Consider the following 24,701-nt stretch of genomic DNA (forward strand, 5'->3'; position numbering starts at 1 on the left):
AGAGGTGACTGGGAGGGGGGTGGCAGAGAGGGAACTAGTCACCGGCGGTCCCGGCCGTCCCGGCCGCACGGTTCGCCGCGCGGGCGACCAGCGCCCTGAGCGCCCGGAACCAGGTCTCCGCCAGATCGCGGACCGCCTCCTCGTCCAGGACCGCCTCCGGCCAGGACCAGTGGGCCGCCAGGACGGGCCCGTCGGCGCGGTCCTCGGTCACCACGTTGATGCCCAGCGCGTGGCCTTCCCGCATACCGGGCTCGGGACCGATGTCCGAGACGTCCTCCTCGGGGGCGTACGACCAGTCCGTCGCCTCCGGGATGCCGAAGCGGCCCAGGTAGTTGAACTCGATCGGCGGCGCCTCGAAGCCCGCGAGCACCGGTGCCGTACGGGGGTTGAGGTGGCGGAGCATGCCGTAGCCGACGCCGTTCGCGGGCAGCGAGGCGAGGTGCCGGCGGGTCCGGTCGAGCGCCTCCTCGACGGCCGGGCCGCCCTCCAGGGCCGCGTCCAGGTCGACGGGGCCGGGGTCCAGGAGGACGGGGAAGATGCTGGTGAACCAGCCGACCGTGCGGGACAGGTCGACGTCCCCGGCCACCTCCTCGTCGCGGCCGTGGCTCTCCAGGTCCACCAGGACCGGTCCCCCGGCGCCGTCGTCGTGCCGTCGCCGCCAGTCGGCCACGGCGAGGCCGAGGCCGGTGAGCAGTACGTCGTTGACGTTCGCGGCGAAGGCGGAGGGCACCGCGGACAGCAGCGGGCCCGTGTGCTCGGCGGGCAGCCGCAGTTCCATCCGCCGTACGGTGCCGGTCGTGTCGCGGACCGGGTCCAGCGGGCTCTTCAGCGGCAGGGGTGCCGCGCCCTCCAACACGCTCGTCCAGAAGGGCAGTTCCTGTTCGCGGGCCGGGTCCTGGGCCAGTTCTTCGAGCGTGCGCGCCCAGGTGCGGAAGGAGGTGTCGACGGGCGGCAGCTCGACGGGGCGTCCCGCCTCGACCGCTCGCCAGGCGGTCTCCATGTCCGGCAGCAGGATGCGCCAGGAGACACCGTCGGTCACCAGGTGGTGGGCCATCAGGAGCAGCCTGCCGGGTTCGTCGCCCGCGTCGAACCACACCGCCTTCACCATGGTTCCGGCGTCGGGGGCCAGGGTCCCGCGGGCGGTGTGGGCGCCTTCCGCGACCGCGGTCCGCAGGGCGTCGGCGTCCAGGCCTGTGACGTCGACGCGCTCGATCCAGGACGCGGGGTCCACGGAGTCCGTGGGCGGGACCGCGATGCTCCAGGTGCCGCCGTTGCCGTCCTCGCCGACTGCGGTCGTTCGTCGGCTGACGGTCAGTGAGGGCTGGTCGCGCAGTTCCCCGCGCCCCTCAAGGGGCGCGGTACGCACCAGCGTGCCGCGCAGCATCGCGTGGCGGTCTGCCAGGGCTCGCAGGACTGCCGTGAGCTTCGGGCGGTCGAGGGCGGCGGGGGTGCGGACCAGGGCCGACTGGTGGTAGCCCTGGAACGGGCCGCCGAGTTCGCGCAGCCAGTGCATGACCGGGGTGAGCGGCACGATGCCGGTGCCGTCGTCGGCGGGACGGGCGTCGGCGGCCCCGATGGTGGTCGCGACCTCGGCGAGACCGGCGACCGTACGGTGCCGGAGCACCAGGCGCGGAGTGATCCGCACGTCGGCCGCGCGGGCCCTGCTGACGAGCTGCATCGCCATGATGCTGTCGCCGCCGAGGGTGAAGAAGTCGTCGTCGACACCGACCTCGGCCAGACCCAGCACCTCGGCGAACACCGTGCACAGGGTCTTCTCCAGCTCGGTCCCGGGCGCACGCCCGGTGGAGAGCGCGGAGAAGTCCGGGGCGGGCAGGGCGGCCCGGTCCAGCTTGCCGTTGGCGAGCTTCGGCAGCCGGTCCAGGAGGACCACGGCGGCCGGGACCATGTGGTCGGGCAGCTGTCCGCCGACGTGGGCGCGCAGCCGTCCGGGGTCGGGCAGTGCGCCGGACGCCGGGACCACGTACGCGACGAGCAGTTTCCGCGCGCCCTCCTGACGAACCGTCACCACGCCCTGTGCGACGTCCTGGTGGGCGGTGAGAACGGACTCGATCTCGCCGGGTTCGATGCGGAAGCCGCGGATCTTGACCTGGTCGTCGGCACGGCCCAGGTAGTCGAGGTGCCCGTCGGCCGTCCAGCGGGCGAGGTCGCCGGTGCGGTAGAGGCGGGAGCCGGGGTCGCCTCCGAAGGGGTTGGCGACGAAGCGTTCGGCCGTCAGGGCGGGCCGGCCGAGGTAGCCGCGGGCGAGGCCGCCGCCCGCCAGGTACAGCTCGCCCGTCACTCCGGGCGGGACGGGCTGCAGCCGGTCGTCGAGTACGTACGCGCTGGTGCCCGCGACCGGGCGGCCGACGAGCGGGCGGTCGCTGTCGCGCACCCGGGCCACAAGCGCGTCGACGGTGGACTCGGTGGGTCCGTACAGGTTGAACGCCTCGGTGCCGTTCAGTCGTCCGAGTCGTTCCCAGAGTGCGCCCGGCACGGCCTCGCCGCCGACGCCGACGACCGCGAGGGGGCTGCTGCCGTCCTCGCGCACGAGTCCGGTCTCGGCCATCTGCGCGAAGAACGACGGGGTGACCTCAAGGAAGTCGAAGCCGTGCTCGACGACGGCCGCGGCGAGGAGGTCCGGGTCGCGGCGGGTCTCGTCGGAGACGACGTGGACGCAGTGTCCGTCCAGGAGCCACAGCTGCGGCTGCCAGGAGGCGTCGAAGGAGAACGCCCAGGCGTGTCCTGCACGTAGATTCCGTCGGCCGGTGATCGCCCTCGCGGGCTCGTACAGCGTCTCGCGGTGGCTGTGGAAGAGGTTGCCGACCGTCTCGTGGGTGACGACGACACCCTTGGGGCGCCCGGTGGAGCCGGAGGTGTAGATGACGTACGCCGGACTGCGCGGGGTCAGAGCCGCGAGGCGGTCCGTGTCCGTGAGGTCGGTCGCGGGCTGGGCGGCGAGCAGTTCGGCGGTGGCCTCGGCGTCGAGTTCCAGTAGCGGCGGGCCGTCCGTGGGGAGCAGGGGTGCGAGCTGTCGTGTGGTGAGCGTCAGGATCGGGCGGGCGTCGGCGAGTGTGTCGGTCAGGTGGGCGGTCGGGGCGTCCGGGTCGAGCGGCAGGTAGGCGGCGCCCGCCTTGTGCACGGCGAGGATGGCCAGCAGGGTGCGAGCGGTGCGGGGCAGGGCCAGTGCGACGAGCCGTTCCGGTCCGGCGCCCTGGGCGACGAGCAGCCGGGCGAGCCGGTTCGCCTTCGCGTTGAGCTGGGCGAACGTCAGCTTGATGCCGTCGGACGCGACGGCCGGTGCGTCCGGTGAGAGCGCGGCCTGCCGTTCGAAGAGGGCCGGTACGGTGGTCGGTCCGGCGAGCAGGGGCCGGTCGTTCCACTCGGTGAGGATGCGTCGGCGTTCCGTGTCGCCGAGGATGTCGATCCGGCCGATCGGGGTGTCGGGGGTGGCGACCACGGCCCGCAGCAGCCGCACGAGCCGTTCGGCGATCGCCTCGGCGGTCGCGTGGTCGAAGAGGTCGGTGCTGTATTCCAAGACGCCGTCGACACCGCCCGCACCGGTGCCGTCGTCTCCGCCGCGTTCCACGAAGTCGAAGGAGAGGTCGAACTTGGCGCCGGTCGCGCCGGCTTCCTCCCGTCGGGCGTCGAGGCCGGTGAGGAAGTCCCCCGTACCGCCCGCCGCGAGATACACGACCATGACCTGGAACAGCGGGTGCCGGGAGAGCGAGCGCGCGGGGCTGAGGACGTCCACCACCCGCTCGAACGGCACGTCCTGGTGGTCGAAGGCGGCCAGGTCGGTCTCCCGGACGCGGGCGAGCAGTTCGCGGAACGCCGGGTCGCCGGAGGTGTCGGTGCGCAGCACCAGGGTGTTGAGGAAGAACCCGACCAGGTCCTCCAGTGCCTCTTCGCTCCGCCCGGCGATCGGGCTGCCGAGCGGGATGTCCGTACCGGCTCCCAGTCTGGTCAGCAGGGCGGCCACGGCCGCCTGGACGATCATGAACATGCTGACGTTGCCGGACCGGGCCAGCTCGCGCAGTCCCGCCGCCAGCTCCGGGTCCAGGGCCATGTCGACCACGCCCCCGCGGTAGCTGGCCTCCAGCGGGCGGGGCCGGTCGACGGGCAGCGCCAGCTCTTCGGGCAGCCCTGCCAACGCCTGCTTCCAGAAGCCGAGTTGGCGGGACGCCAAGCTCTGCGGGTCCTTCTCGTCGCCGAGCACCGCACGCTGCCACAGGCTGTAGTCGGCGTACTGGACGGACAGGGGTGCCCACGCGGGCGTACGGCCCGTCGCGCGTGCCTCGTAGGCGGCGGCCAGGTCGCGGGTGAGGGGGCGGTCCGACCACTCGTCGCCCGCGATGTGGTGGAGCAGGAGCAGCAGGACGTGCTCGTCCTCGGCGGTTCGGAAGAGGTGGACGCGCAGGGGCGCCTCCCGGTCCAGTTCGAAGCCGTATCCGACGGCCCCGGCCAGCCGCTCCGCCAGTTCCTCCTCACCGCTCACGGAGGCGGTCCGCACGGCGATCCCGGCCCGCTCGGGCTCCAGGATCAGCTGGTACGCCCGCCCGTCCTCCTCGGGGAAGACGGTGCGCAGCGGCTCGTGGCGGGCCACCAGATCGTCGACCGCGATCCGCAGCGCGTCGGCGTCGAGCGCCCCGGAAAGCCGCCAGACCAGCGGAATGTTGTACGTGGGACTCGGGCCCTCCACCCGGTACAGGACCCACAGCCGCTGCTGGGCGAAGGAGAGCGGCAGCCGTTCCGGCCGGTCCGCCGGGGCGAGGACGGGCAGGTCGGCGCGGGCCCCGTCGGTCGCCCCGTCGCGGAGCGCGTCGGCGAGTCGGGCGGGTGTCGGGGCGTCGAAGACCGTGCGCAGGGACGCCTCGGCGCCGAGCACGGCCCGGACGCGGGCGGCGAGCCGCATGGCCACCAGGGAGTGACCGCCCAGGGCGAAGAAGTCGTCGTGGACACCGACTCGGTCGAGGCCCAGGACCTCGGCGAACAGGCCGCAGAGGATCTCCTCGCGCGGGGTGCGGGGCAGGGACTCGGTGGCCCCTGCCGCGAAGTCGGGCGCGGGCAGCGCCCTGCGGTCGAGCTTGCCGTTGGGGGTCAGCGGCAGGGCGTCCAGAGCCATGAAGGCCGCGGGGACCATGTGCTCGGGCAGCTCGGCAGCGGCGTGCCTGCGCAGAACGGCGGAGACATCGGGGACCGCGGCGACAGCGGAGGCTCCGGAGACGCCAGGAACCGCAGAGGTACTGGAGACGGCAGGGTCCGTGCCACGCCCCGCCGCCGGGACGACGTACGCCACAAGTCGCTGGCCGTGCGGGACGACGACGGCCTGGGCGACGGTGTCGTGGCGCCCGAGGACGGACTCGATCTCGCCGAGTTCGATCCGGAAGCCGCGGATCTTGACCTGGTCGTCGGTGCGGCCCAGGTACTCGACCGTACCGTCGGACGTCCAGCGGGCGAGGTCTCCCGTGCGGTACATGCGCTCGCCGGGCCCGCCGTAGGGATCGGCGACGAACCGCTCGGCGGTCAGTCCGGCACGGTCGAGATAGCCACGGGCCAGCTGGGCACCGGCGAGGTACAGCTCCCCCGCCACACCCGGCGGGACCGGCCGCAGCGCGCCGTCGAGGACGTACACGCGGGTGTTCCACACCGGCCGTCCGATGGGCACCGAGGTGGCGCCCGGGTGCACCTGGACCGCGGTGACGTCGACGGAGGCCTCGGTCGGCCCGTACAGGTTGTGCAGTTCGGTGGAGGCGAGCGTCCGGTGGAATCGGTGCGCGAGCGGGGCGGGCAGGGCTTCGCCGCTGCACATCACCTTGCGCAGGCCTGCGCATCCCGCGGCGGCCGGTTCCTCCAGGAACAGCTGGAGCATCGAGGGCACGAAGTGCGCGACGGTGACGTCCTGCCGCTGGATCAGCTCGGCGAGATAGCGGGGGTCCTTGTGTCCGTCGGGCCGGGCGACCACCAGGGCGGCCCCGGTGATCAGCGGCCAGAAGAACTCCCAGACGGAGACGTCGAAGCTGGACGGGGTCTTCTGGAGCACCCGGTCCGCGCCGGTCAGGCCGTAGGCGTCCTGCATCCACAGCAGGCGGTTGACGATGCCCGACTGCGGTACGACCACGCCCTTCGGACGCCCGGTGGAACCGGAGGTGTAGATGACATAGGCGGGGCTCGACGGGTCGTACGCGCCGGGAAGCGGGCCCTCGGGCCCCTCGGGCAGGCCGTCGCGGATCACGCACACCGGGCGGGCGTCCTCCAGCATGAACGCGAGGCGCTCCTGCGGGTAGTCGGCGTCCAGCGGCAGATAGGCGCCGCCCGCGCGATGCACCGCGAGGAGGGCGATCACGAGGTCCGCCGAGCGCGGCAGCGCGACGGCCACCGTGCGCTCGGGACCCACGCCGAGGCCGGCCAGCACCCGTGCGGTGTGTTCGACGCGCGCGTCCAACTCGGCGTACGTCAGCCGCTGTTCGCCGAAGACCAGCGCGAGCGTGTCGGGTGTGCGGGCCGCCTGGGCGCGGAACAGCTCGGGGAGGGTGGTGGGGGCCGTCTCGTGGGCCGTGTCGTTCCAGTCCGCGAGGACGAGCGCCCGCTCGTGCGGCGTCAGCACCTCCACGTCACGCACGGGCAGGTCCGGCGCGTCGGCGACCTGGGCCAGCAGTCGGACCAGGCGTCCGGCGAGGCGTTCCGCCGTCGTTCCGCCGCACAGGTCGGTCGCGTAGTCGAGCAGCAGGACCAGCTGGTCCCGCTCGTCCACGAAGGTGAAGTGCAGGTCGAACTTGGCCCGGCCGGTGTCCATGTCGGACCACTCGGTGGACAGGCCCAGCAGGTCGGGGTCGCCGTCGGGGCGGTAGTGGTAGCCCAGCATCACCTGGAACAGCGGGTTGCGGCCCGCCACCCGCGGCGGGTTGACGGCCTCCACGACCCGGTCGAAGGGAAGGTCCTGGTGCTCGAAGGCGGCGAGCGCGGACTCACGCACCCTGGACGCCAGTTGACGGAACGTCAGGTCGACGCCCGACAGGTCGGTGCGCAGGACGAGCGTGTTGACGAAGAAGCCGACCAGGTCGTCGAGTCCGCTGTCCGTGCGGCCCGCGATGGGCGCGCCGAGCGGGATGTCGTCGCCCGCGCCCAGCCGGTGCAGCAGGGTCGCCGTGGCCGCCTGGAGGAGCATGAACATGCTGGTGCCGGTCTCGCCGGACAGCTCGCGCAGGGTGCGGCCGACCTCTGCGGGCACCTCGTGGCGGACCTTGCCGCCGAGTCCGGTGGGCTCGGCGGGCCGCGGCCGGTCCAGGGGCAGCGCCAGCTCCTCGGGGAGGTCGCGCAACGCCTCCGACCAGTAGGCCAGTTGTTCGTCGCCGACCTGGGCGAGGAGCTGTTCCTGCCACAGCGTGTAGTCGGCGTACTGCACGGGCAGCGGCGCCCGGTCGGGCTCCTGACCCGCGACCCGGGCCGCGTACGCGGTGTTCAGGTCGGCCAGGAACGGCCGGTCGGACCATTCGTCGGTCGTGATGTGGTGCAGTACGACAGCCACCACGTGGTCGGTCGGGCCGACCCTGAACACCTCGCAGCGCAGCGGGAGTTCGTGTGTCAGGCCGAAGGGGCGCTGCTGCGCCGACCCGATCAGCCCGTCCAGTGCCTGTTCGGCGCAGTCCGTCACGGTGAGGCCGGGCGCGGCCTCGGCGGCCGGGACGACGACCTGGAACGGCTCTCCGTCGTGCTCGTGGAACAGCGTGCGCAGCGCCTCGTGCCGACCCGCCACATCGCTCAGCGCGGACCGCAGCGCGTCGAGATCGAGTTCCCCGCGCAGCCGGAAGACCAGCGGGAAGTTGTACGCGACACCGCTGCCGGTGATGCGTTCGACCAGCCACAGCCGGCGCTGGGCCGGTGAGAGCGGGATGCGGTCGGGGCGTACGGCGGGGGCGACGGCCGGACGGGCGGGGCGCCCGCTGTCGGCCCGTGCAGCGAGCAGTTCGGGTGTCGGCGCCTCGAAGAGGTCGCGGATGGCCAGCTCGGCGCCCAGCTCGGTGCGGGCCCGGCTGATCAGCCGGGTGGCGAGCAGCGAGTGGCCGCCCAGGTCGAAGAAACCGTCCTCCGCGCCGACCTCGGGCAGGCCCAGTACCTCGGCGAAGAGACGGCAGAGCACCTCTTCCTGCGGGGTGCGCGGTCCGCGGCCGGTGCCGAGGGCGACCGCGGGTTCGGCGTCGGGCAGGGCGCGCTGGTCCAGCTTGCCGTTGTCGTTCATGGGCAGCCGGTCGAGGGTCACGAACGCGGCCGGGACCATGTATTCGGGCAGCTGCTGCTTGAGGTCGTCGCGCAGCCGCCGGACCAGGCTGTTCGCTCCCCGGGCCGCGGTGGGTTCGTTGGCGTACGGGGCCTCGCCGCCGCCGGGGAGGTAGAACCCGGCGGTACGCCCGGGGCCGGCGGTGACGGAGTCGGTGGCGGTGGCAGTGGCAGTGGCAGTGGCAGTGGCGGGGATGAACACGGCGTCGTACGTGCCGGGTTCGCGGGACCAGGTCGTCAGGACCTGGCAGCCCAGCCGCGCGCCGAGGTCGTGCAGCGACTCGGGGTCCACTCCCCCGGCGGCTCCCACGCGGGCGTCGGGAACGCCGGTGAACCGCAGCGGGGTGACCGCACGGACGAGGTCGGTCAGATCGAGGTCCTCGGTGTAGCCGACGGACGGCACGCGCTCCAGGGCGAGGTCGGCCTCACCCGCGTACAGGACGGCGTCGTAGCGGTGGCGGGTCAGCTCGTTGTGGTGGCGGGCGCGCTTGGTCCGCAGGTCGACGCGGTGGCCGAGGGTGGTGAAGTAGTCGGGGTCGACGAGGAGTTCCTTCTCCAGGCGCAGCCCGCGTTCGACGGCGCGCTCAAGTCCCTCCCCCGTGATGCCCCGGGTCCTGGCCTGCTGGATCTCCGTCTGGAAGGTCCGGGCGAGGCGCAGGTTGCGGACGTCGCCGACGAACAGCGCGCCGCCCGGCGCCAGGAGCCGCATGGCTCCCTCGATCACCGTCGTCAGGTAGTCGATGCTCGGGAAGTACTGGATGACGGAGTTGATGACGATCGTGTCGAAGTACCCGTCGGCGGGCAGACCGGTCAGGTCGTCGGCGGGCTGGGCACGCAGGGTGACGCGTGCGGCCAGCTCCGGGTCCTGCGCCAGCTCCTCGCCGATCTTGCGGATGACGGGGGCGGCGAAGTCGGTCGCCCAGTAGGCCTCGGCCTCCGGCGCGAGCTTCGACAGCAGCAGGCCGGAGCCGACACCGATCTCCAGGACGCGGCGCGGTCGCAGCGAGCGGATCCGGGCGACGGTGGCCTCGCGCCACTCCCGCATCTCCTCGAAGGGGATGGGCTGCCCGTCGTACGAGGAGTCCCAGCCCGCGTAGTCCTCGGTGAAGACGGCGGTGCTGATCTCCTCGTACTCGTCGGAGTAGATCTCCTGCCACTCGCCGACCTGCTCGCGTTCGGCGCCGTCGCGGTCGTCGCCGGTGAGCGGGGCCGGGACGACATAGCCGACGAGCCGTTCGTCGCGGACGACCACGGCGGCGTGCGCGACCTGGGGGTGCCGGGAGAGCGCGGTCTCGATCTCGCCCAGTTCCACGCGGTAGCCGCGGATCTTGACCTGGTCGTCGGTGCGGCCGAGGAAGTCGAGGTTGCCGTCGGGGCCCCGGCGTACCAGGTCGCCGGTGCGGTACATGCGCTCGCCGGGCTCGCCGAAGGGGTCGGCGACGAACCGCTCGGCGGTCAGCCCCGGCCGCTCCAGGTAGCCGCGGGCCAGACCGATGCCCGCGATGTACAGCTCGCCGGGGACGCCCTCGGGCACCGGCCGCAGCCAGGCGTCCAGGATGTGGGCGCGGGTTCCGCGGATCGGACGGCCGACGGTCGGGGTGGCGCTGTCGAGGGTGCCGCCGCCCAGAGTGTTGATGGTGTACTCGGTCGGCCCGTAGAGGTTGTAGCCGTACGTGCCCTCGGTGTCTCGGAGCCGGTTCCACACGGTCTCGGACACGGCCTCGCCGCCGAGCAGCACGAGCGGCGGCCGGTGGCCCTCCAACAGGCCCTGCTCGATGAGGAGATGGGCGTAGGTGGGCGTCACGTTGATGACGTCGACGCGATGGGTCTCGCAGTACGCGACGAGGGCCTCGGCGTCGCGCCGCAGCTCCTCGTCGCAGATGTGCACCTCATGCCCCTCGACGAGCCACAGCAGCTCCTCCCAGGACATGTCGAAGGCGAACGACACCGTGTGCGCGATGCGCAGTCCGCGTCCGCCCGCCGAGGCGATGGCCGGTTCGAAGATCTCCCGCTGGTGGTTGAGCTGCATGTTGGTCAGGCCGCGGTAGGGCGTGACGACACCCTTGGGCCGACCGGTGGACCCGGAGGTGTAGATGACGTACGCCGGGTGCTCCAGGCTGAAGCGCCGCCGCTCCAGGTCGGCCGGGTAGGCGGCCAGTTCGACGGTCACCGCCAGGTCGTCGAGGAGGGCGCGGGGGGTGTCGGCCGCCGCCAGCCGTTCGGAGACGGCGGTGTTGGACAGCAGCAGAGTGGGCCGGGCGTCCTGGAGCATCGCGACGAGCCGGTCGTCCGGATAGTCGAGCTCGAGGGGCAGGTACGCGGCACCGGTGCGCAGGACGGCGAAGAGCGCGACGACCATGTCGAGGGAGCGGGGCAGCCCGAGCGCGACGACCCGCTCGGGCGCGGCGCCCCGGTCGATCAGCAGTCGGGCCATGCGGTTGATACGGGCGTCGAGCTGGGCGTAGGTGAGGGTCTGGTCGCCGAAGACGAGCGCGGTGGTGTCGGGCGTGGCGAGGGCCTGTGCCGCCAGCAGGTCGGCGATGGTGTCCTCGGGGTCGGGCACCCGTCCCTCGGCCCTTTCGCGCTCCGATCGCACGTGCTCGGCGGGGAGTTGGGCGTCCAGTCGTCCGACCGGGGCGTCGAGGTCGTGGGTGAGCCGTTCGAGGAGCAGCGTGAACCGGTCGAGCAGATCCTGCGCCTGGGGCCGTGCGATGACGTCGGCCCGGTGGGTCAGGGTGACCTGGATGGAGCGGCCCGGGGTGACGACGAGGTTGACGGGATAGTGCGTGGCGTCGACGTTGGCGACGGCGGTGGCCCCGTGCTGGTCGCTCAGTTCGGCGAGCCGTTCCTCGGTGTCGCTGTTGCGCAGCACGAAGAGGGTGTCGAACAGCCGCCGGTGCCCGGTCTCGGCCTGCAGTACGCCGAGGCCCAGATACTCGTACGGCATGACGGCCAGCCGCTCGTCCTGGACGCGGCGCAGCAGGGCGAGTACGGGTTCGGCCGGGTCGTAGGCGATACGGGCGGGGACGGTGTTGAGGAACATGCCGATGACGTTCTCGATCTCCGGCACCTCGCTCGGCCGGCCCGCGACGGTGGTGCCGAAGACGACGTCACTGCGGCCGGTCGCGCTCGCCAGGGTCAGGCCCCAGGCGGCGTTGAGCACGGTGTTGAGGGTCAGTCCGTGGCGGCGGCCGATGTCGCGCAGTCGTGTCCCGACCTCGTCCGGGACGTAGGCGTCGAGGCTCTCCGGGATGTCCGGCTCCAGGCCCTGGTCGGCGGCGGCGAGCAGGGTGGGCTCGTCGAGTCCGGCCAGCGCGGTACGCCAGGCAGCGGTGGCGACGGCCGTGTCCTGGACCTCCAGCCAGGTCAGGTAGTCGCGGTACGAGCCGGGGGCGGCCAGCCCGCTCGGGTCGCCGCCGGACTCGTACAGGGCGAAGAGCTGGTCGAGGAAGAGCCAGGCGGACCAGCCGTCCCACAGGAGCAGATGGCGGCCGACGACCAGACGGTCACCGCGTTCCTCGCCGAGCCGGATCACCAGGATGCGGAAGAGCAGCGGGCGGGTCAGGTCGAAGCGGCGGGAGCGCTCGGCCTCGGTCAACTCCCGCAGGCGGATGTCCTGTTCGGTGGCCGACAGGTCGGAGAGGTCGACCTCTTCGAGGGGGATCTCGGGGTCGCGGACGATGAACTGCACGGGCTGGCGCAGTCCTTCGCTGGTGAACCCGGCACGCAGGCTGGGGGTGCGGTCCAGCAGCACCCGTACGGCGGTGCGCAGACGGTCGGTGTCGAGCGGGACCGCGATGTCGAACGACTCGTGGACGGTGTAGACGTCCAGGGTGCCGGCGTCGTACGTCGAGTGGAAGAACAGGCCTTCCTGGAGCGGGGCGAGCGGCCAGATGTCGTCCACGGGGCCGGAGCTGAGCCGGTGGACGCGCTCGGTCTCCTCGGCGGTGAGCGCGAAGTCGGAGCGCAGGGCGCGCGTCTCGGCGACCGGGGTGGCCGCCGCGGCCAGGGCGAGCGGGGTGCGGTGCTCGAAGACGTCACGGGGGTTCAGGTCGAGGCCGGCCCGGCGGGCGCGGCTGGAGACGCCGATCGAGGTGATGCTGTCGCCGCCGAGCATGAAGAAGTCGTCGTCGATACCGACCTCGTCGAGCTTCAGCACCGCGGCGAAGATGCCGGTCAGCGCGGCCTCCCGCGCGTCGCGGGGTGCGCGCGCCCCGGCCCGTACCGCCTGCGGGGCGGGCAGCGCGGCGCGGTCGAGCTTGCCGCTGGGGGTGAGCGGGAGCGCGTCCAGGACGACATAGGCGCCGGGGACCATGGGGGCGGGCAGGGAGTCGGCGAGGGCCGTCCGGAGTTCGGCGGGCTCGGGGTGTGCGTCGCGGGCCGGGACCACGTACGCCACGAGCGCGCTGCCGCCGCTCTCGGTGGCGGTGACGGTGACGGCGGCCTGAGCGACGGACGTCTGCCGGGCCAACGCGGCCTCGATCTCGCCCAGTTCGATGCGGTTGCCGCGGATCTTGACCTGGCGGTCGGTGCGGCCCAGGTACTCGACGACGCCGTCGGCGCGACGGCGTACGAGGTCGCCCGTGCGGTACATGCGCGCGCCGGGCCCGCCGAACGGGTCGGCGACGAACCGCTCGGCGGTCAGGCCCGGCCGGGCGTGATAGCCGCGGGCCAGCTGGACGCCGGTCAGGTACAGCTCGCCGGGCACGCCCGGGGGTACCGGCCTCAGGCAGGTGTCCAGGACGCGCAGGTCCGTGTTCCACACCGGCCGCCCGATGGGCACGGTCGTGCCGGGCGCGATGTCGTGGAGGTCGTACGGGTGGTACGTGACGTCGACGGCGGCCTCGGTCGGGCCGTACAGGTTGTGCAGCGGTACCGCGGTGAGGGCCAGCCAGCGGGCCGACGCGGCGGTGGGCAGGGCCTCGCCACTGCTGAAGACGCGCCGCAGGGAGGCGGCCCACGCGGGAGGTGAGGTGACCTCGTCCGGCCGCTGGGAGGACGGCTCGAAGGACTGGAGGAACGCTTCGAGCATCGACGGCACGAAGTGCAGGGTGGTGACGCCCTGTTCGCGGATCAGCTCGGCGAGGTAGGCGGGGTCGCGGTGGCCGTCCGGGCGCGCGAGCACCACCGTGGCACCCTCGCACAGCCCCCAGAAGAATTCCCAGACGCTGACGTCGAAGCTGGCGGGGGTCTTCTGCAGCACCCGGTCGTCGGCGGCCAGTCCGTACTGGCCCTGCATCCAGGCCAGCCGGTTGACGATCGCGCGATGGGTGACGACGACACCCTTGGGCAGGCCGGTGGAGCCGGAGGTGTAGATCAGGTACGCGGGGTCGTCGGCGCCCGCCACGACGGCGGTGGCGGCTTCCGGTCGCTCGGTGGCTTCCGGCTGCTCGTCGGCCGGGGCGTCCACCAGGAGGGGGGCGAGGCCCGGGATCTCGGGCAGTCGGTGCGCGGTGCCGGAGGTGGTGACGACCGTCGTCGCGCCGGAGTCGGTGAGCATGTGGGTCACCCGGTCGGCGGGGTAGTCCACGTCGACGGGAAGGTAGGCGGCCCCGGACTTGAGCACGCCGAGCAGGGCGACCATGAGGTCGGCGGAGCGGGGGACGGCGACCGCGACGACGGCGCCGGGCCCGGCGCCCTCCGTGCGGAGTCTGCGCGCCAACTCCGCTGCCCGCACCTCGAGTTCCGCGTACGTGAGTGTTTCGCCCTCGTACACGACCGCCGTGGCGGCCGGGGTGCGGGCGGCCTGGGCCTCGAAGGCGGCGGCGAGAGTGGTGTCGGGCACCTCGTGGCGTTCGCCGGACGGGTGGGCCCGGGACAGCTCCGCCGCCGACAGCAGCTCCAGCGCGGCGGACGACTGCCCGGGGTCCACCGCCACGGCGTGCAGGATGCGGGTGAGACGGTCGGCGATCCCGCGTACGGCCTCGGCGTCGAGGCGCTGGGCGTGATGCTTCAGCCGCAGGTCGAGACGGCGGCCCGGCTTCACGATCAGGGCGAGCGGGTAGTGGACGGCGTCGTGGAACTCGTGGCCCGTGACCCGGACCCGGCCGGAGGGGTCGGCGAGACCGGTGGCGGCCGGGTAGTTCTCGAAGACGACGAGGGTGTCGAACAGTTCGCCGCTGCCCGCGAGCCCGGCGACCCGCTGGATCTCCGCGAGCCCGAGGTGCTGGTGGTCGAGGAGTGCGGCCTGCTCGTCCTGGAGGCGCCCGAGAAGACCGCCGAGGGTGTCCGAGGGCTCCCAACGGAAGCGGGTGGGCAGCGTGTTGATGAACAGCCCGACCATGGACTCGATGCCCTCTACCTCGGCGTCCCGGCCGGACACCGTGGTGCCGAACACCACGTCCTGGCGGGCGGTCAGCCGTCCGATCAGCAGGCCCCAGGCGCTCTGGACGACCGTTCCCAGGGTGACCCCCAGCTCGCGGGCGCGGGCCGACAGGCGGGCGGTGACCTGCTCGGACAGCTCGACACGGACCTGTGCGGGAGTGATCGGCGTGCCGTCGGCGGGCGTCTCGACGAGACGGGTGGGCTCCTCGATCCCGGCGAGCGCGTCACGCCAGGTCTCGCGGGCGGCGTCCCGGTCGGCGGCGGCGAGCGTGCGCAGGTACGAGTGGTACGGGGCGACCTCGGGCAGCGGGGCCGGGTTCTCGCCGTAGGAAGCGAGCAGTTCGCGGTGCAGGACGGGCAACGACCAGCCGTCGGCGACGCTGTGATGGAACGTCAGCAGGAGGCGGGCGCGGTCCTCGCCGAGCCTGATGAAGGCGCAGCGCAGCAGGGGCGGGCGGGCAAGGTCGAAGCGGCGGGCACGCTCCTCGGCGGCGACGGCGTCGGCCGCCGTTTCGGCCGCCGCCTCGGCTGCCTTGCCGGCTTCCGTGTCGGCGACGCGTGACGCCGCCGACAGGTCCAGTTCGCGCCAGGGCAGTTCGAGCCCCTCGGTGATGATCTGTACCGGGCGTCCGTCGGCGAGCGGGCGGAAGCAGGCGCGCAGCGGGGCGTGCCGGTCGAGGACGCGCTGGGCGGCCGTGCGCAGGGCCTCGGCGTCGACGGGGCCGGACAGTTCGAGAGCCTGCTGGACCACGTAGGCGTCGTGGTCTGCGCCGTCGACGAGGGCGTGGAAGTAGAAGCCCTCCTGGAGGGGGCTCAGGGGCAGCAACTCCTGCACGGTTACCGGGTACTCGCCCTGGATCTCGGCGAGTTCGGCGTCGGTGAGCCGCACGAGCGGGGCCTGCGCATGGGAGGCGCCCGCCCCTGTTCCCGTACCCGCGTCCGGGCCTGAGCCCGCGCCTCCGCCCGTGGCGGTTTCGGCGTCGGCGCGGACGGTCGCCGCCTCCGCGAGGGCCGCGACCGTCCGGTGCCGGAAGACATCACGGGAGCTGAGCCGCAGTCCGGCCCTGCGGGCGTGGATGAGCAGCTGGATGGCGGTGATGCTGTCGCCGCCGAGGGCGAAGAAGTCGTCGTCGATGGTCGCCGACCGCAGGCCGAGCACTTCGGCGTAGGCCGCGCACAGCACCTCCTCACGGGCGTCGCGCGGCGGGCGTCCTGAGCTGAGGGCCCCGTAGTCCGGCACGGGAAGCGCGGCGCCGTCGAGCTTGCCGCTCGGGGTGACCGGGAGGCGGTCCAGGGGGACGACGGCGGACGGGACCATGTACTCCGGCAGTTGCTCGGACGCGTACGAACGCAGCGCCTTCATCAGGGAGTTCACGTCACGGAAGGGCGCGGGGCGGTTGGCGTGCGGGGCGGTTCCGGACGGGCGGTACAGCCCGCCCGAGGTCGCGGACAGGCTGTCGGCGGGGCCGAAGACCACGTCGAGGCTGCCGTCGTCGGCGACCCCGTTCCAGGTGACCGCGGCCTTCAGGCCGTACCGGGCGGCGAGGGCATGGAGGGTTTCCGGGTCCGGCGCGTCGGCGGGGGACGCGGCGCGGCTGCTGTCGTCGAGCGCGGACAGCGCGGCCAGGTCCTCGGCGAGACGGGCGTTGGGCAGACCGGTGACACGGAAGGGGGGTGTGTGTTCCGCGGGCGGTGCCGTGCGGTCGGCGAGCAGGGCGGCGAGGGCGTCCAGGGCGTCGCCGTTGCCGCCGGCCACGTCGGCCCACGCGATCTCGTCGCCCGTGGCCGGGGTCGGCCGGGCGGTTCCGTCACCCACGACCAGGTCGGTTGAAAGGGCGTCGTCGCTTTCAGCTCGGTCGCGCAGTTCCCCGCGCCCCTGAGGGGCGGGTCCGCCGTCGGTCCGTGCCGGCGTCAGCACCACGTCGTAGCGGTACCGCGTCAGCTCGTTGTGGTGGTGGCCGTGCTTGACCCGGATGTCGACGTCGAAGCCGTCGAGGGCCGCGAAGTAGTCCGGGTCCAGGAGGAGTTCGCCCTCCCAGGCGAGCGACCGTTCCACGGCGGCCCGCAGTGCCTGCTTGTCCCCCGGGTCGGCCGCACGACGCGTCTCCACCGCGGCACGCAGGACGCGCAGCAGCCGGGCGTTGCGCACGTCACCGACGAACAGCCGTCCCCCGGGGGCCAGCAGCTCGGCGGCGGCGCCGATGACATCGGTGAGGTAGTCGGCGCCGGGGAAGTACTGGGCGACGGAGTTGAGGACGATGGTGTCGAAGTGGGCCCGGGGCAGCCCGGAGGTGTCGTGCGCGGGCCGGGCGCTCAGGTGCACCCGGCCGGCCAGCTCCGGCGCCCGGTCGACCTGGGCGCGCAGGGCCCGTACCGCCTCCTCGGAGAGGTCGGTGCCCCAGTACTCCTCACAGCCGGGGGCGATCCTGGAGAGGATCAGACCGCTGCCGACCCCGATCTCCAGCACGCGGCGCGGGGCCGACTCCTCGATACGGGCGAGGGTCGCCTCGCGCCACTCGCGCATCTCCGCGACGGGGATGGGCAGCCCGTCGTACATGCTGTTCCAGCCGGCGAAGTTCTCCCGGAAGCCCGCGGTCGCGTCGGCGCCCGGCCCCGCCGAGCCGTCCCGTGCGCCCTCGGATCCCGCCGCCGAGTACAGCAGTTCGTGCAGGTCCTTCCACTCCTGGACCTGTTCGCCGAAGTCCTGGTCGGCGTCCAGCGAGGGAACGACATAGGCGGCGAGCCTGCGGTCTCCGGGGCGGTCCTCGCGGACCAGGACCGCGGCCTGCTCCACGGCCGGGTGGGCGCGCAGCACGGACTCGATCTCGCCGGGTTCGATCCGGAAGCCGCGGATCTTCACCTGCGCGTCGGCGCGGCCCAGGAACTCCAGCCGGCCGTCGGCCTTCCAGCGCACCAGGTCGCCGGTGCGGTACAGCCGTTCGCCGGGCGGGCCGAACGGGTCCGCGACGAACCGCTCGGCCGTCAGGTCGGGCCGCCCGAGGTAGCCGCGGGCGAGACCGGCTCCGCCGAGGTAGAGCTCTCCCGGGACACCGGCCGGTACGGGCTGGAGCCGGGCGTCGAGCACATAGGCGCGGGTGCCGGGGTCGGGGACGCCGATCGGCACGATGGTGCCGGCGGGGGTGTCGGGGTCGCAGAGGCCGAGGGTGGAGTTGGTGGTCGCCTCGGTGGGGCCGTACGCGTTGAACATCATCCGGCCGCGCGCGTACCGGCCGACCAGCTCGGGCGAGACCCGTTCGGTGCCCGCGAGCAGGGTGGCGGGCGGCAGTTCGACGTCCTCGGGCATCGCGGCGAGGAGGGCCGGCGGGAGGATCATGAAAGTGATGCCGTTGGCGTGGGCGTAGTCGGCGAGCGGGGCGCCGGGCACCCTCAACTCGGCCGGTACGACGACGAGTCGGCCACCGGAGAGCAGCCCGAGGCACAGATCCCAGAACGCCACGTCGAAGCTCGGCGAGGCGAACTGGAGGACGCGGCTGTGCGGTCCGATGCCGAACCGCTCGCTCTGCGTGGCGACCAGCTTGGCGACGCCCGCGTGGGAGAGCACCACGCCCTTGGGCCGGCCGGTGGAGCCGGAGGTGTAGATGACGTAGGCGGCGTTCCCGACGGAGAGCGAACGGGCCGGTGCGCCCGGCTGATACTCCGTCAACTCCCGTACGGTGTCCGGCGCGTCCAGCACCAGGACGTCCATGCCGTCGCACGGCGGGATGTCCGCCGCGACCTCGGCGGTGGTGAGCAGGCAGGCGGGCCGGGCGTCGGCCAGCATGTACGAGATGCGGTCGGCCGGATAGTCGGTGTCGACCGGCAGATAGGCGGCGCCGGACTTCAGTACGGCGACCTCGGCGACGATCAGTTCGGCCGAGCGGGGCACCGCGAGGGCCACCACGCGTTCGGGTCCGGCGCCGCGCGCGACGAGGGCGTGGGCCAGCCGGTCGGCCCGTTCGTCCAGTTCCGCGTAGGTGAGTCTGGTGTCCTCGAAGACGAGCGCGATCTCATCGGGCCGCTCCCGTACCTGGTCGGCGAACATCTCCGGCCAGGTCCGCAGCGGGATGTCGTGCTCGGTGTCGTTCCACTCCTCCAGGACGCGGTGCCGTTCCTCGGCGTCCAGCAGGTCCAGTTCACCGACCGGGGTGTACGGGCGGGCGATCGCGTCGGCCAGCAGGGTGGCGTAGTGACCCGCGGTCCGCAGGGCGGTCCCGTCCCGGAAGAGGTCCGGCCGGTAGGTGACCCGGACGTCACCGGCGCGGACTTCGAGCGCGAGGTCGAGCGAGCCCCGGGACTCGACTCCCCCCTCCGCCGCAGAGGCCGTGTCCGCCCCGGACGCCGCGTCCGTCCCGAATGACGTGTTGAACAGCAGCCCGCCGCCCCGGGTCGGCTCCGGCCTCAACTCGGCCACCAGAGCGGCCGGTTCGACGCGGTGGGCCACGGCCTCCTCGCACGCCGCACGGACGCGGCCGACCAGCTCGGAGAACCCGGTTCCGCCGTCGAGAGCCACCCGGACCGGTAGTCCCCCGTACCCGACGGTGAGGTCGTGCGCGCCGCCGTAGCGGTGCAGCAGCGCCACGAACGCGGACAGGAGGGTGACCTCGTCGGCCGTCGCGTCCAGGGTGCGACTGATCGTGCGCGGCGCGCCGCCGGGCTTGAGCGGATACGGGAAGTCGACGGGCAGGACCGCCTCCTGAGGGAGGGGGTCGAGCCGTCGACGCCAGTACGCCGTCGCGTCAACCTCGTCGACACCGGACACACGCGATTCGAAACCGGACACAGCTGACCGTGCCTCCAGAGTGTGCGGAACCGGCTCAGCCGGAGGACCGCAGGTCATACTAAGGTAAGGATTACCTAACCAAAAGGCCCAGTCTCGGCGGACCACGTGATCCCCACTACGATTAAGGCCTGCCTAACCTAAGGGAGCTGGCCGTTGGAGACCGCAAGGTGACGGGCAAGAGAGTGCGCCCTGTCCTTCTCGTGACACTGCTGGGTACCGTCCTGGCCGTCCTGTGTCTGCTGTCACTGGCGCTCGGCGCGGCCAACATCCCGCCGGACCAGGTGATCTCGGCTCTGTTCGGCGACGCGCCGAGCCGGTTCGTGGACAACGTCGTCTGGTCGGCGCGCGTCCCGCGCACCGCGCTCGGGCTCACCGCGGGCGCGGCCCTCGGGCTGGCCGGGGCACTGATGCAGGCACTGACCCGCAATCCGCTCGCCGACCCCGGAGTCCTGGGGGTCAGCGCGGGCGCCGCCTTCGCCATCGTCCTCGCCGTCGGCGTCCTCGGCATCAACTCGCTGTACGGGTACGTGTGGTTCGCGTTCGGCGGAGCGCTGATCGCCACGGTGGCCGTCTATCTGCTGGGCGGCCTCGGGCGGTCCGGGATGACTCCGGTGAAGCTGGCGCTCGCGGGCATCGCCGTCACCTCGATGCTGTGGTCGTTCACGCAGGCCATCGTGCTCACGGACGTGGACGCGCTGAACAAGTACCGCTTCTGGTCCGCCGGTTCGCTCGCGGAGGCGGACAACGGCATGGTGTGGCGGGTGCTGCCCTTCCTCGTCATCGGCGGGTTCCTGGCGCTGGCCTGCGCACCGGCCCTCAACAGCCTGGCCCTCGGCGACGACGTGGCGGCCTCGCTCGGCCGGCGCCTCGGCCTGGTCCGGCTGGCGGGCGTCGCGGCGATCACCCTGCTCACGGGGGCGGCGGTCGCGGTCATCGGGCCGGTGGTCTTCCTCGGCCTGGTGGTCCCCCATGTGGCCCGCGTGCTCGCCCAGTCGGCGGGCATCGGCCCCGACCAGCGCTGGCTGCTGCCCCTGTCGGCGGTCCTCGCCCCCATCCTGCTGCTCGCCGCGGACATCCTCGGACGCCTCGTGGCACGGCCCACCGAGATCCAGGCGGGGGTGCTGGTCGCCTTCATCGGCGGTCCGTTCTTCATCGCCATGGTCCGTCGGCGCAATCTGGCGGAGGTGTGAACGTGCCGAAGCAGAAGTCCGACCCCACATCCAGTTCAGCCCTCAAGTCCCCTGCCGTCGCACCCCGTTCGGCCGGGTCCGTCCACCACCGCACCTACCGGCTGGCACTCCCGCCCGTCTCCGGTGTCTTCCGCCCCCGGCTCGTGGCCCTGTCCGTGGTGCTCGCCGCGGGCACCTTCGTCCTGTTCTGCTGGGGCCTGACGACCGGCGACTACCCGATCGGCTTCACCGACGTCGTACGGGCCCTGGTGGGCTCCGGCAACCCCGGCACCGTCCTCGTGGTGGAGGAACTGCGGCTGCCCCGCGCCCTGGTGGGGCTGCTCGCCGGGATCGCCTTCGGGGTCTCCGGCGCGCTGTTCCAGACCATGACCCGCAACCCGCTCGCCAGCCCCGACATGATCGGCCTCACCCAGGGCGCGGGCACCGCGGTCGTCGCGGGCATCGTGCTGGGCTGGGACGGCGGCCTGGGCACCCAGGCACTCGGCCTGTTCGGCGCCCTGGTCACGGCCCTGACCGTCTACGCACTGGCCTGGCGGCGCGGCACCACCGGCTACCGGATCATCCTGGTCGGCATCGGCGTGGCCTGGATCTGCACGAGCGCCACCGACTATCTCGTGGCCAAGGGCGGACGTTTCCAGGCGCAGGCCGCGCTGGGCTGGCTGGTCGGCAACCTCAACGGCCGCACCTGGGGGCAGGTGGGCCCGCTCGCCATCGCGCTGGCCGTGCTGCTGCCGACGGCCCTGCTGCTGGGCCGGCTGCTGCGCACGCTCCAGCTCGGCGACGACGTGGCCACCGGCCTCGGCACGCGCGTCCAGCCCGTACGCCTCGCCATCCTGCTCACCGGGGTCGGCCTGATCGCCTTCGCCACCGCGTCCGCGGGGCCCGTGGCGTTCGTGGCACTGGCCGCCCCGCAGATCGCACAACGGCTGGCCGGTACGGCCTGGCCGCCCACCGTCGCCTCCGGACTGACCGGGGCGCTGGTGGTCCTGGGCGGCGACCTCATCGCCCGTACGCTCGTCTCCGGCACGGAACTGCCGGTCGGCATCGTCACCGGTGTGCTCGGCGCGCCGGTCCTGCTCTGGCTGCTCGTCCGCGCCAACCGCGCGGGCTCAGGAGGTTGATTCCATGTCGGCTGAACCCCTGTCGGCCCCCGACCCCGATCCCGACCTGCGGGCGAGCGGTCTGCGGCTGGCGTACGACAACCGGCTGGTCGTCGACGGCCTCGACCTGGCGGTCCCGCCCGGCCGGATCACGGCCATCGTCGGCGCCAACGCGTGCGGCAAGTCGACCCTGTTGCGGGCGCTCGCCCGGCTGCTCGCCCCCAAGGAGGGGGCCGTCCACCTCGACGGCCGGGCGCTGCAGTCCATCCCGAGCAGGGAGCTGGCCCAGCGGCTCGGCATCCTGCCGCAGAGCCCGGTGGCGCCCGAGGGGCTGACCGTCATCGACCTGGTCAACCGCGGCCGTTCACCGCATCAGACCTGGTGGCGGCAGTGGTCGAAGGCCGACGAGCAGGCCGTGCACCAGGCGCTGGCCGCGACCAATATGACGGACCTCGCCGACCGGCCCGTCGACGAACTCTCCGGTGGCCAGCGCCAGCGCGCCTGGATCGCCATGGCGGTCGCCCAGGGCACCCCCGTGCTGCTCCTGGACGAGCCGACGACGTATCTCGACCTGGCCCATCAGATCGACGTCCTGGACCTGGTCACCGACCTCAACCGCCGGGAGAACCGGACGGTCGTGATGGTGCTCCACGACCTCAACCAGGCCTGCCGGTACGCCGATCACGTCGTCGCCATGAAGTCCGGGAAGATCGTCGCCGAGGGCAGCCCGGCGGAGGTCATCACCGCCGAGACGGTCGAGCACGTCTTCGACCTGACCTGCCGCATCACCATGGACCCGGTCAGCCACACCCCGCTGGTCATCCCGATGGGCCGCCACCACGGAGGCCCGTCCCTGGAGGCGGCGGCGGTGCAGGCGGCCGACTAGAGGCTCGCGGGCGGGACTTGTGTGCGTCGTATGACCGAACGGTGACCGTGAGAGGCAGATGAGGCCGGGGGGACGGAAGGTCCGTACCTATGCCTTGACAGTGATCTCGTTCACTTCTTAGAACGAGAGGCGAAGCATTTCCCCCCACCTCAGTGGGTGCGCCCCCGCACAGGGACGCCCCACGGAAGGGAGAGTCGTGGCTCCCCCACGTCTGCTCCGCACATGCCTTCTCGCCGCACTGCCCGCCGCCCTCGTCGCGGCCGCGTCCGTCGCCCCCGCCGCCCACGCGGACCCCACTCCGCGGGCGGCCCAGGCCGTGACGTTCTCCGACACCTTCGACGGGGCCGCCGGCTCCGGTGTCGACCAGGGCAAGTGGCAGGTCGAGACCGGCGACAACGTCAACAACCACGAGCGCCAGTACTACACGGCCGGCAACAACAACGCGAAGCTCGACGGCCAGGGCCATCTGGTCATCGAGGCCCGCCGCGAGAACCCGGCCAACTACCAGTGCTGGTACGGGTCGTGCGAGTACACCTCGTCGCGGCTCAACACCTCCGGCAAGTTCACCGCGACGTACGGGCACGTCGAGGCCCGGATGAAGATCCCGCGCGGCCAGGGCATCTGGCCCGCGTTCTGGATGCTCGGCCAGGACATCGGCGACGTCGGCTGGCCCAACTCCGGTGAGATCGACATCATGGAGAACGTGGGCTTCGAGCCCGGGACCGTGCACGGCACCCTGCACGGCCCCGGCTACTCCGGGTCGGGCGGCATAGGCGCGGGCTACTCGCTGCCGAACGGCGAGGCGTTCGCGGACGCCTTCCACACCTTCGCGGTGGACTGGGCACCGAACAAGATCACCTGGTCCGTGGACGGCACCGTCTACCAGACCCGCACCCCGGCAGACCTGAACGGCAACACCTGGGTCTTCGACAAGCCGTTCTTCCTGATCCTCAACCTCGCGGTCGGCGGCTACTGGCCCGGCGATCCCGACGGTTCGACCAGCTTCCCGCAGCAACTGGTCGTCGACGAGGTGAAGGTGACGACCAGCGACGGCTGACAGAGCCGCCGGCGACACCCTCTGAAGCGTGGCCGCCGGAACGCGTTCAAGACCCGAACACGTCGGTGCCCGGCCGGGAAGGCTTCCCGGCCGGGCACCGACGTGCGTCTCAGCTCACCGGGGCACCGGATGCGCCGCCGTCGCCGAGGGCACGGAGGACGCAGAAGGCTCCAAGGGCCTGGAGAACGCAGAGGGCCCGGAGGACACGGCCGATACGGCCGATACGAGGGCTGTCGGGTCCGGGACGATCGTCGTGCCGGATCCGGCGCCGCCGACCAGCCCGTCGAGCAGGGCGTGCGGTGTGCGGCCGTCGAGCACCCGGGCCACCTCCACCCCGCCCCGCACGGCCCGCAGGCACGCCTCCATCTTCGGCCCCATCCCGCCGGCCAGCCCCGGCAGCGCCCGCTCCAGTTCCCCCGCCCCGATCCGGTCGACGATCCGCTCGCTCGCGGGCCAGTCGGCGTACAGCCCCGGCACATCGGTGAGGACGACGAGGACCCGTGTCCCCAGCGCGGCGGCCAACGCCCCGGCCGCCGTGTCCGCGTTGACGTTGTAGACCTGCCCGTCCTCGCCCCGGCCCACGGAGGAGACCACCGGGATGTGGCCGCCCTCCAGCAGCAGCCGTACGACGGCGGTGTTGACGCGCGCCACATCCCCGACCAGGCCGATGTCGACGCTCTCACCGGCCACCTGGGCGTAGCGCTTGACGGCGGTGAGGGTGTGCCCGTCCTCGCCGCTGAGCCCCACCGCGTGCGGCCCGTGCTCGTTCAGCAGGCCGACCAGGTCCTTCTGGACCTTGCCGGACAGCACCATCCGTACGACCTCCATGGTCTCGGGGGTGGTGACCCGGAGCCCGTTGAGGAAGTCGGACCTGAGCCCGAGCCGGTCCAGGTGGGCGGCGATCTGCGGGCCGCCACCGTGCACCACGACGGGCCGGACGCCCGCCCGGTACAGGGTGAGGACGTCCTGCGCGAAGGCCCGCCGGAGCGTGTCGTCGGTCATCGCGTGGCCGCCGTACTTGACGACGACCGTGTGCCCGCGCAGGGGCTCCAGCGCCACGAGCCGCTCGGCGAGCCCGGCGGACGCGGCG

The 24,701-nt window shown here is 72.8% G+C and carries 6 protein-coding genes; 4 read left to right on the top strand and 2 right to left on the bottom strand.

All coding sequences use genetic code 11. The annotated features are described in order from the left end of the window. Positions 1–34: 34 nt before the first annotated feature. On the bottom strand, positions 35–19,357 hold the full coding sequence (locus ACZ60E_RS05680; protein ID WP_469438518.1) for an amino acid adenylation domain-containing protein: 19,323 nt from the start codon (positions 19,355–19,357) through the stop codon (positions 35–37). A 188-nt stretch (positions 19,358–19,545) separates the two neighbouring features. On the opposite strand from ACZ60E_RS05680, the gene ACZ60E_RS05685 reads away from it, so the two are divergent. The 4 genes from ACZ60E_RS05685 (at position 19,546) to ACZ60E_RS05700 (ending at position 23,611) form a co-directional block, all read left to right on the top strand. Then, entirely contained in the window at positions 19,546–20,568 is a 1,023-nt protein-coding gene (locus ACZ60E_RS05685; RefSeq protein WP_469438519.1) for a FecCD family ABC transporter permease, read from the top strand. Between the two features lie 101 nt (positions 20,569–20,669). After that, positions 20,670–21,689 (top strand): FecCD family ABC transporter permease, encoded by a 1,020-nt coding sequence (locus ACZ60E_RS05690; protein WP_453792454.1) that lies wholly within the window; start codon positions 20,670–20,672, stop codon positions 21,687–21,689. 4 nt (positions 21,690–21,693) lie between these two features. Then, on the top strand, positions 21,694–22,554 hold the full coding sequence (locus ACZ60E_RS05695) for an ABC transporter ATP-binding protein (protein WP_453792385.1): 861 nt from the start codon (positions 21,694–21,696) through the stop codon (positions 22,552–22,554). A gap of 196 nt (positions 22,555–22,750) precedes the next feature. Continuing rightward, entirely contained in the window at positions 22,751–23,611 is an 861-nt protein-coding gene (locus ACZ60E_RS05700) for a glycoside hydrolase family 16 protein (protein WP_469438522.1), read from the top strand. A gap of 114 nt (positions 23,612–23,725) precedes the next feature. Here the strand turns inward: ACZ60E_RS05700 and argB are convergent, their stop codons facing one another. After that, a complete protein-coding gene (argB, locus tag ACZ60E_RS05705; RefSeq protein WP_469438989.1) occupies positions 23,726–24,664 on the bottom strand; it encodes an acetylglutamate kinase in 939 nt (312 codons plus the stop codon). Positions 24,665–24,701: the final 37 nt, after the last annotated feature.

The sequence above is a fragment of the Streptomyces sp. NPDC102514 genome, from assembly GCF_055584525.1.

Excerpts from the sequence above, each read along its gene's own strand:
- ACZ60E_RS05695 (WP_453792385.1), top strand. The coding sequence starts at position 21,694 with ATGTCGGCTGAACCCCTGTCGGCCCCCGACCCCGATCCCGACCTGCGG.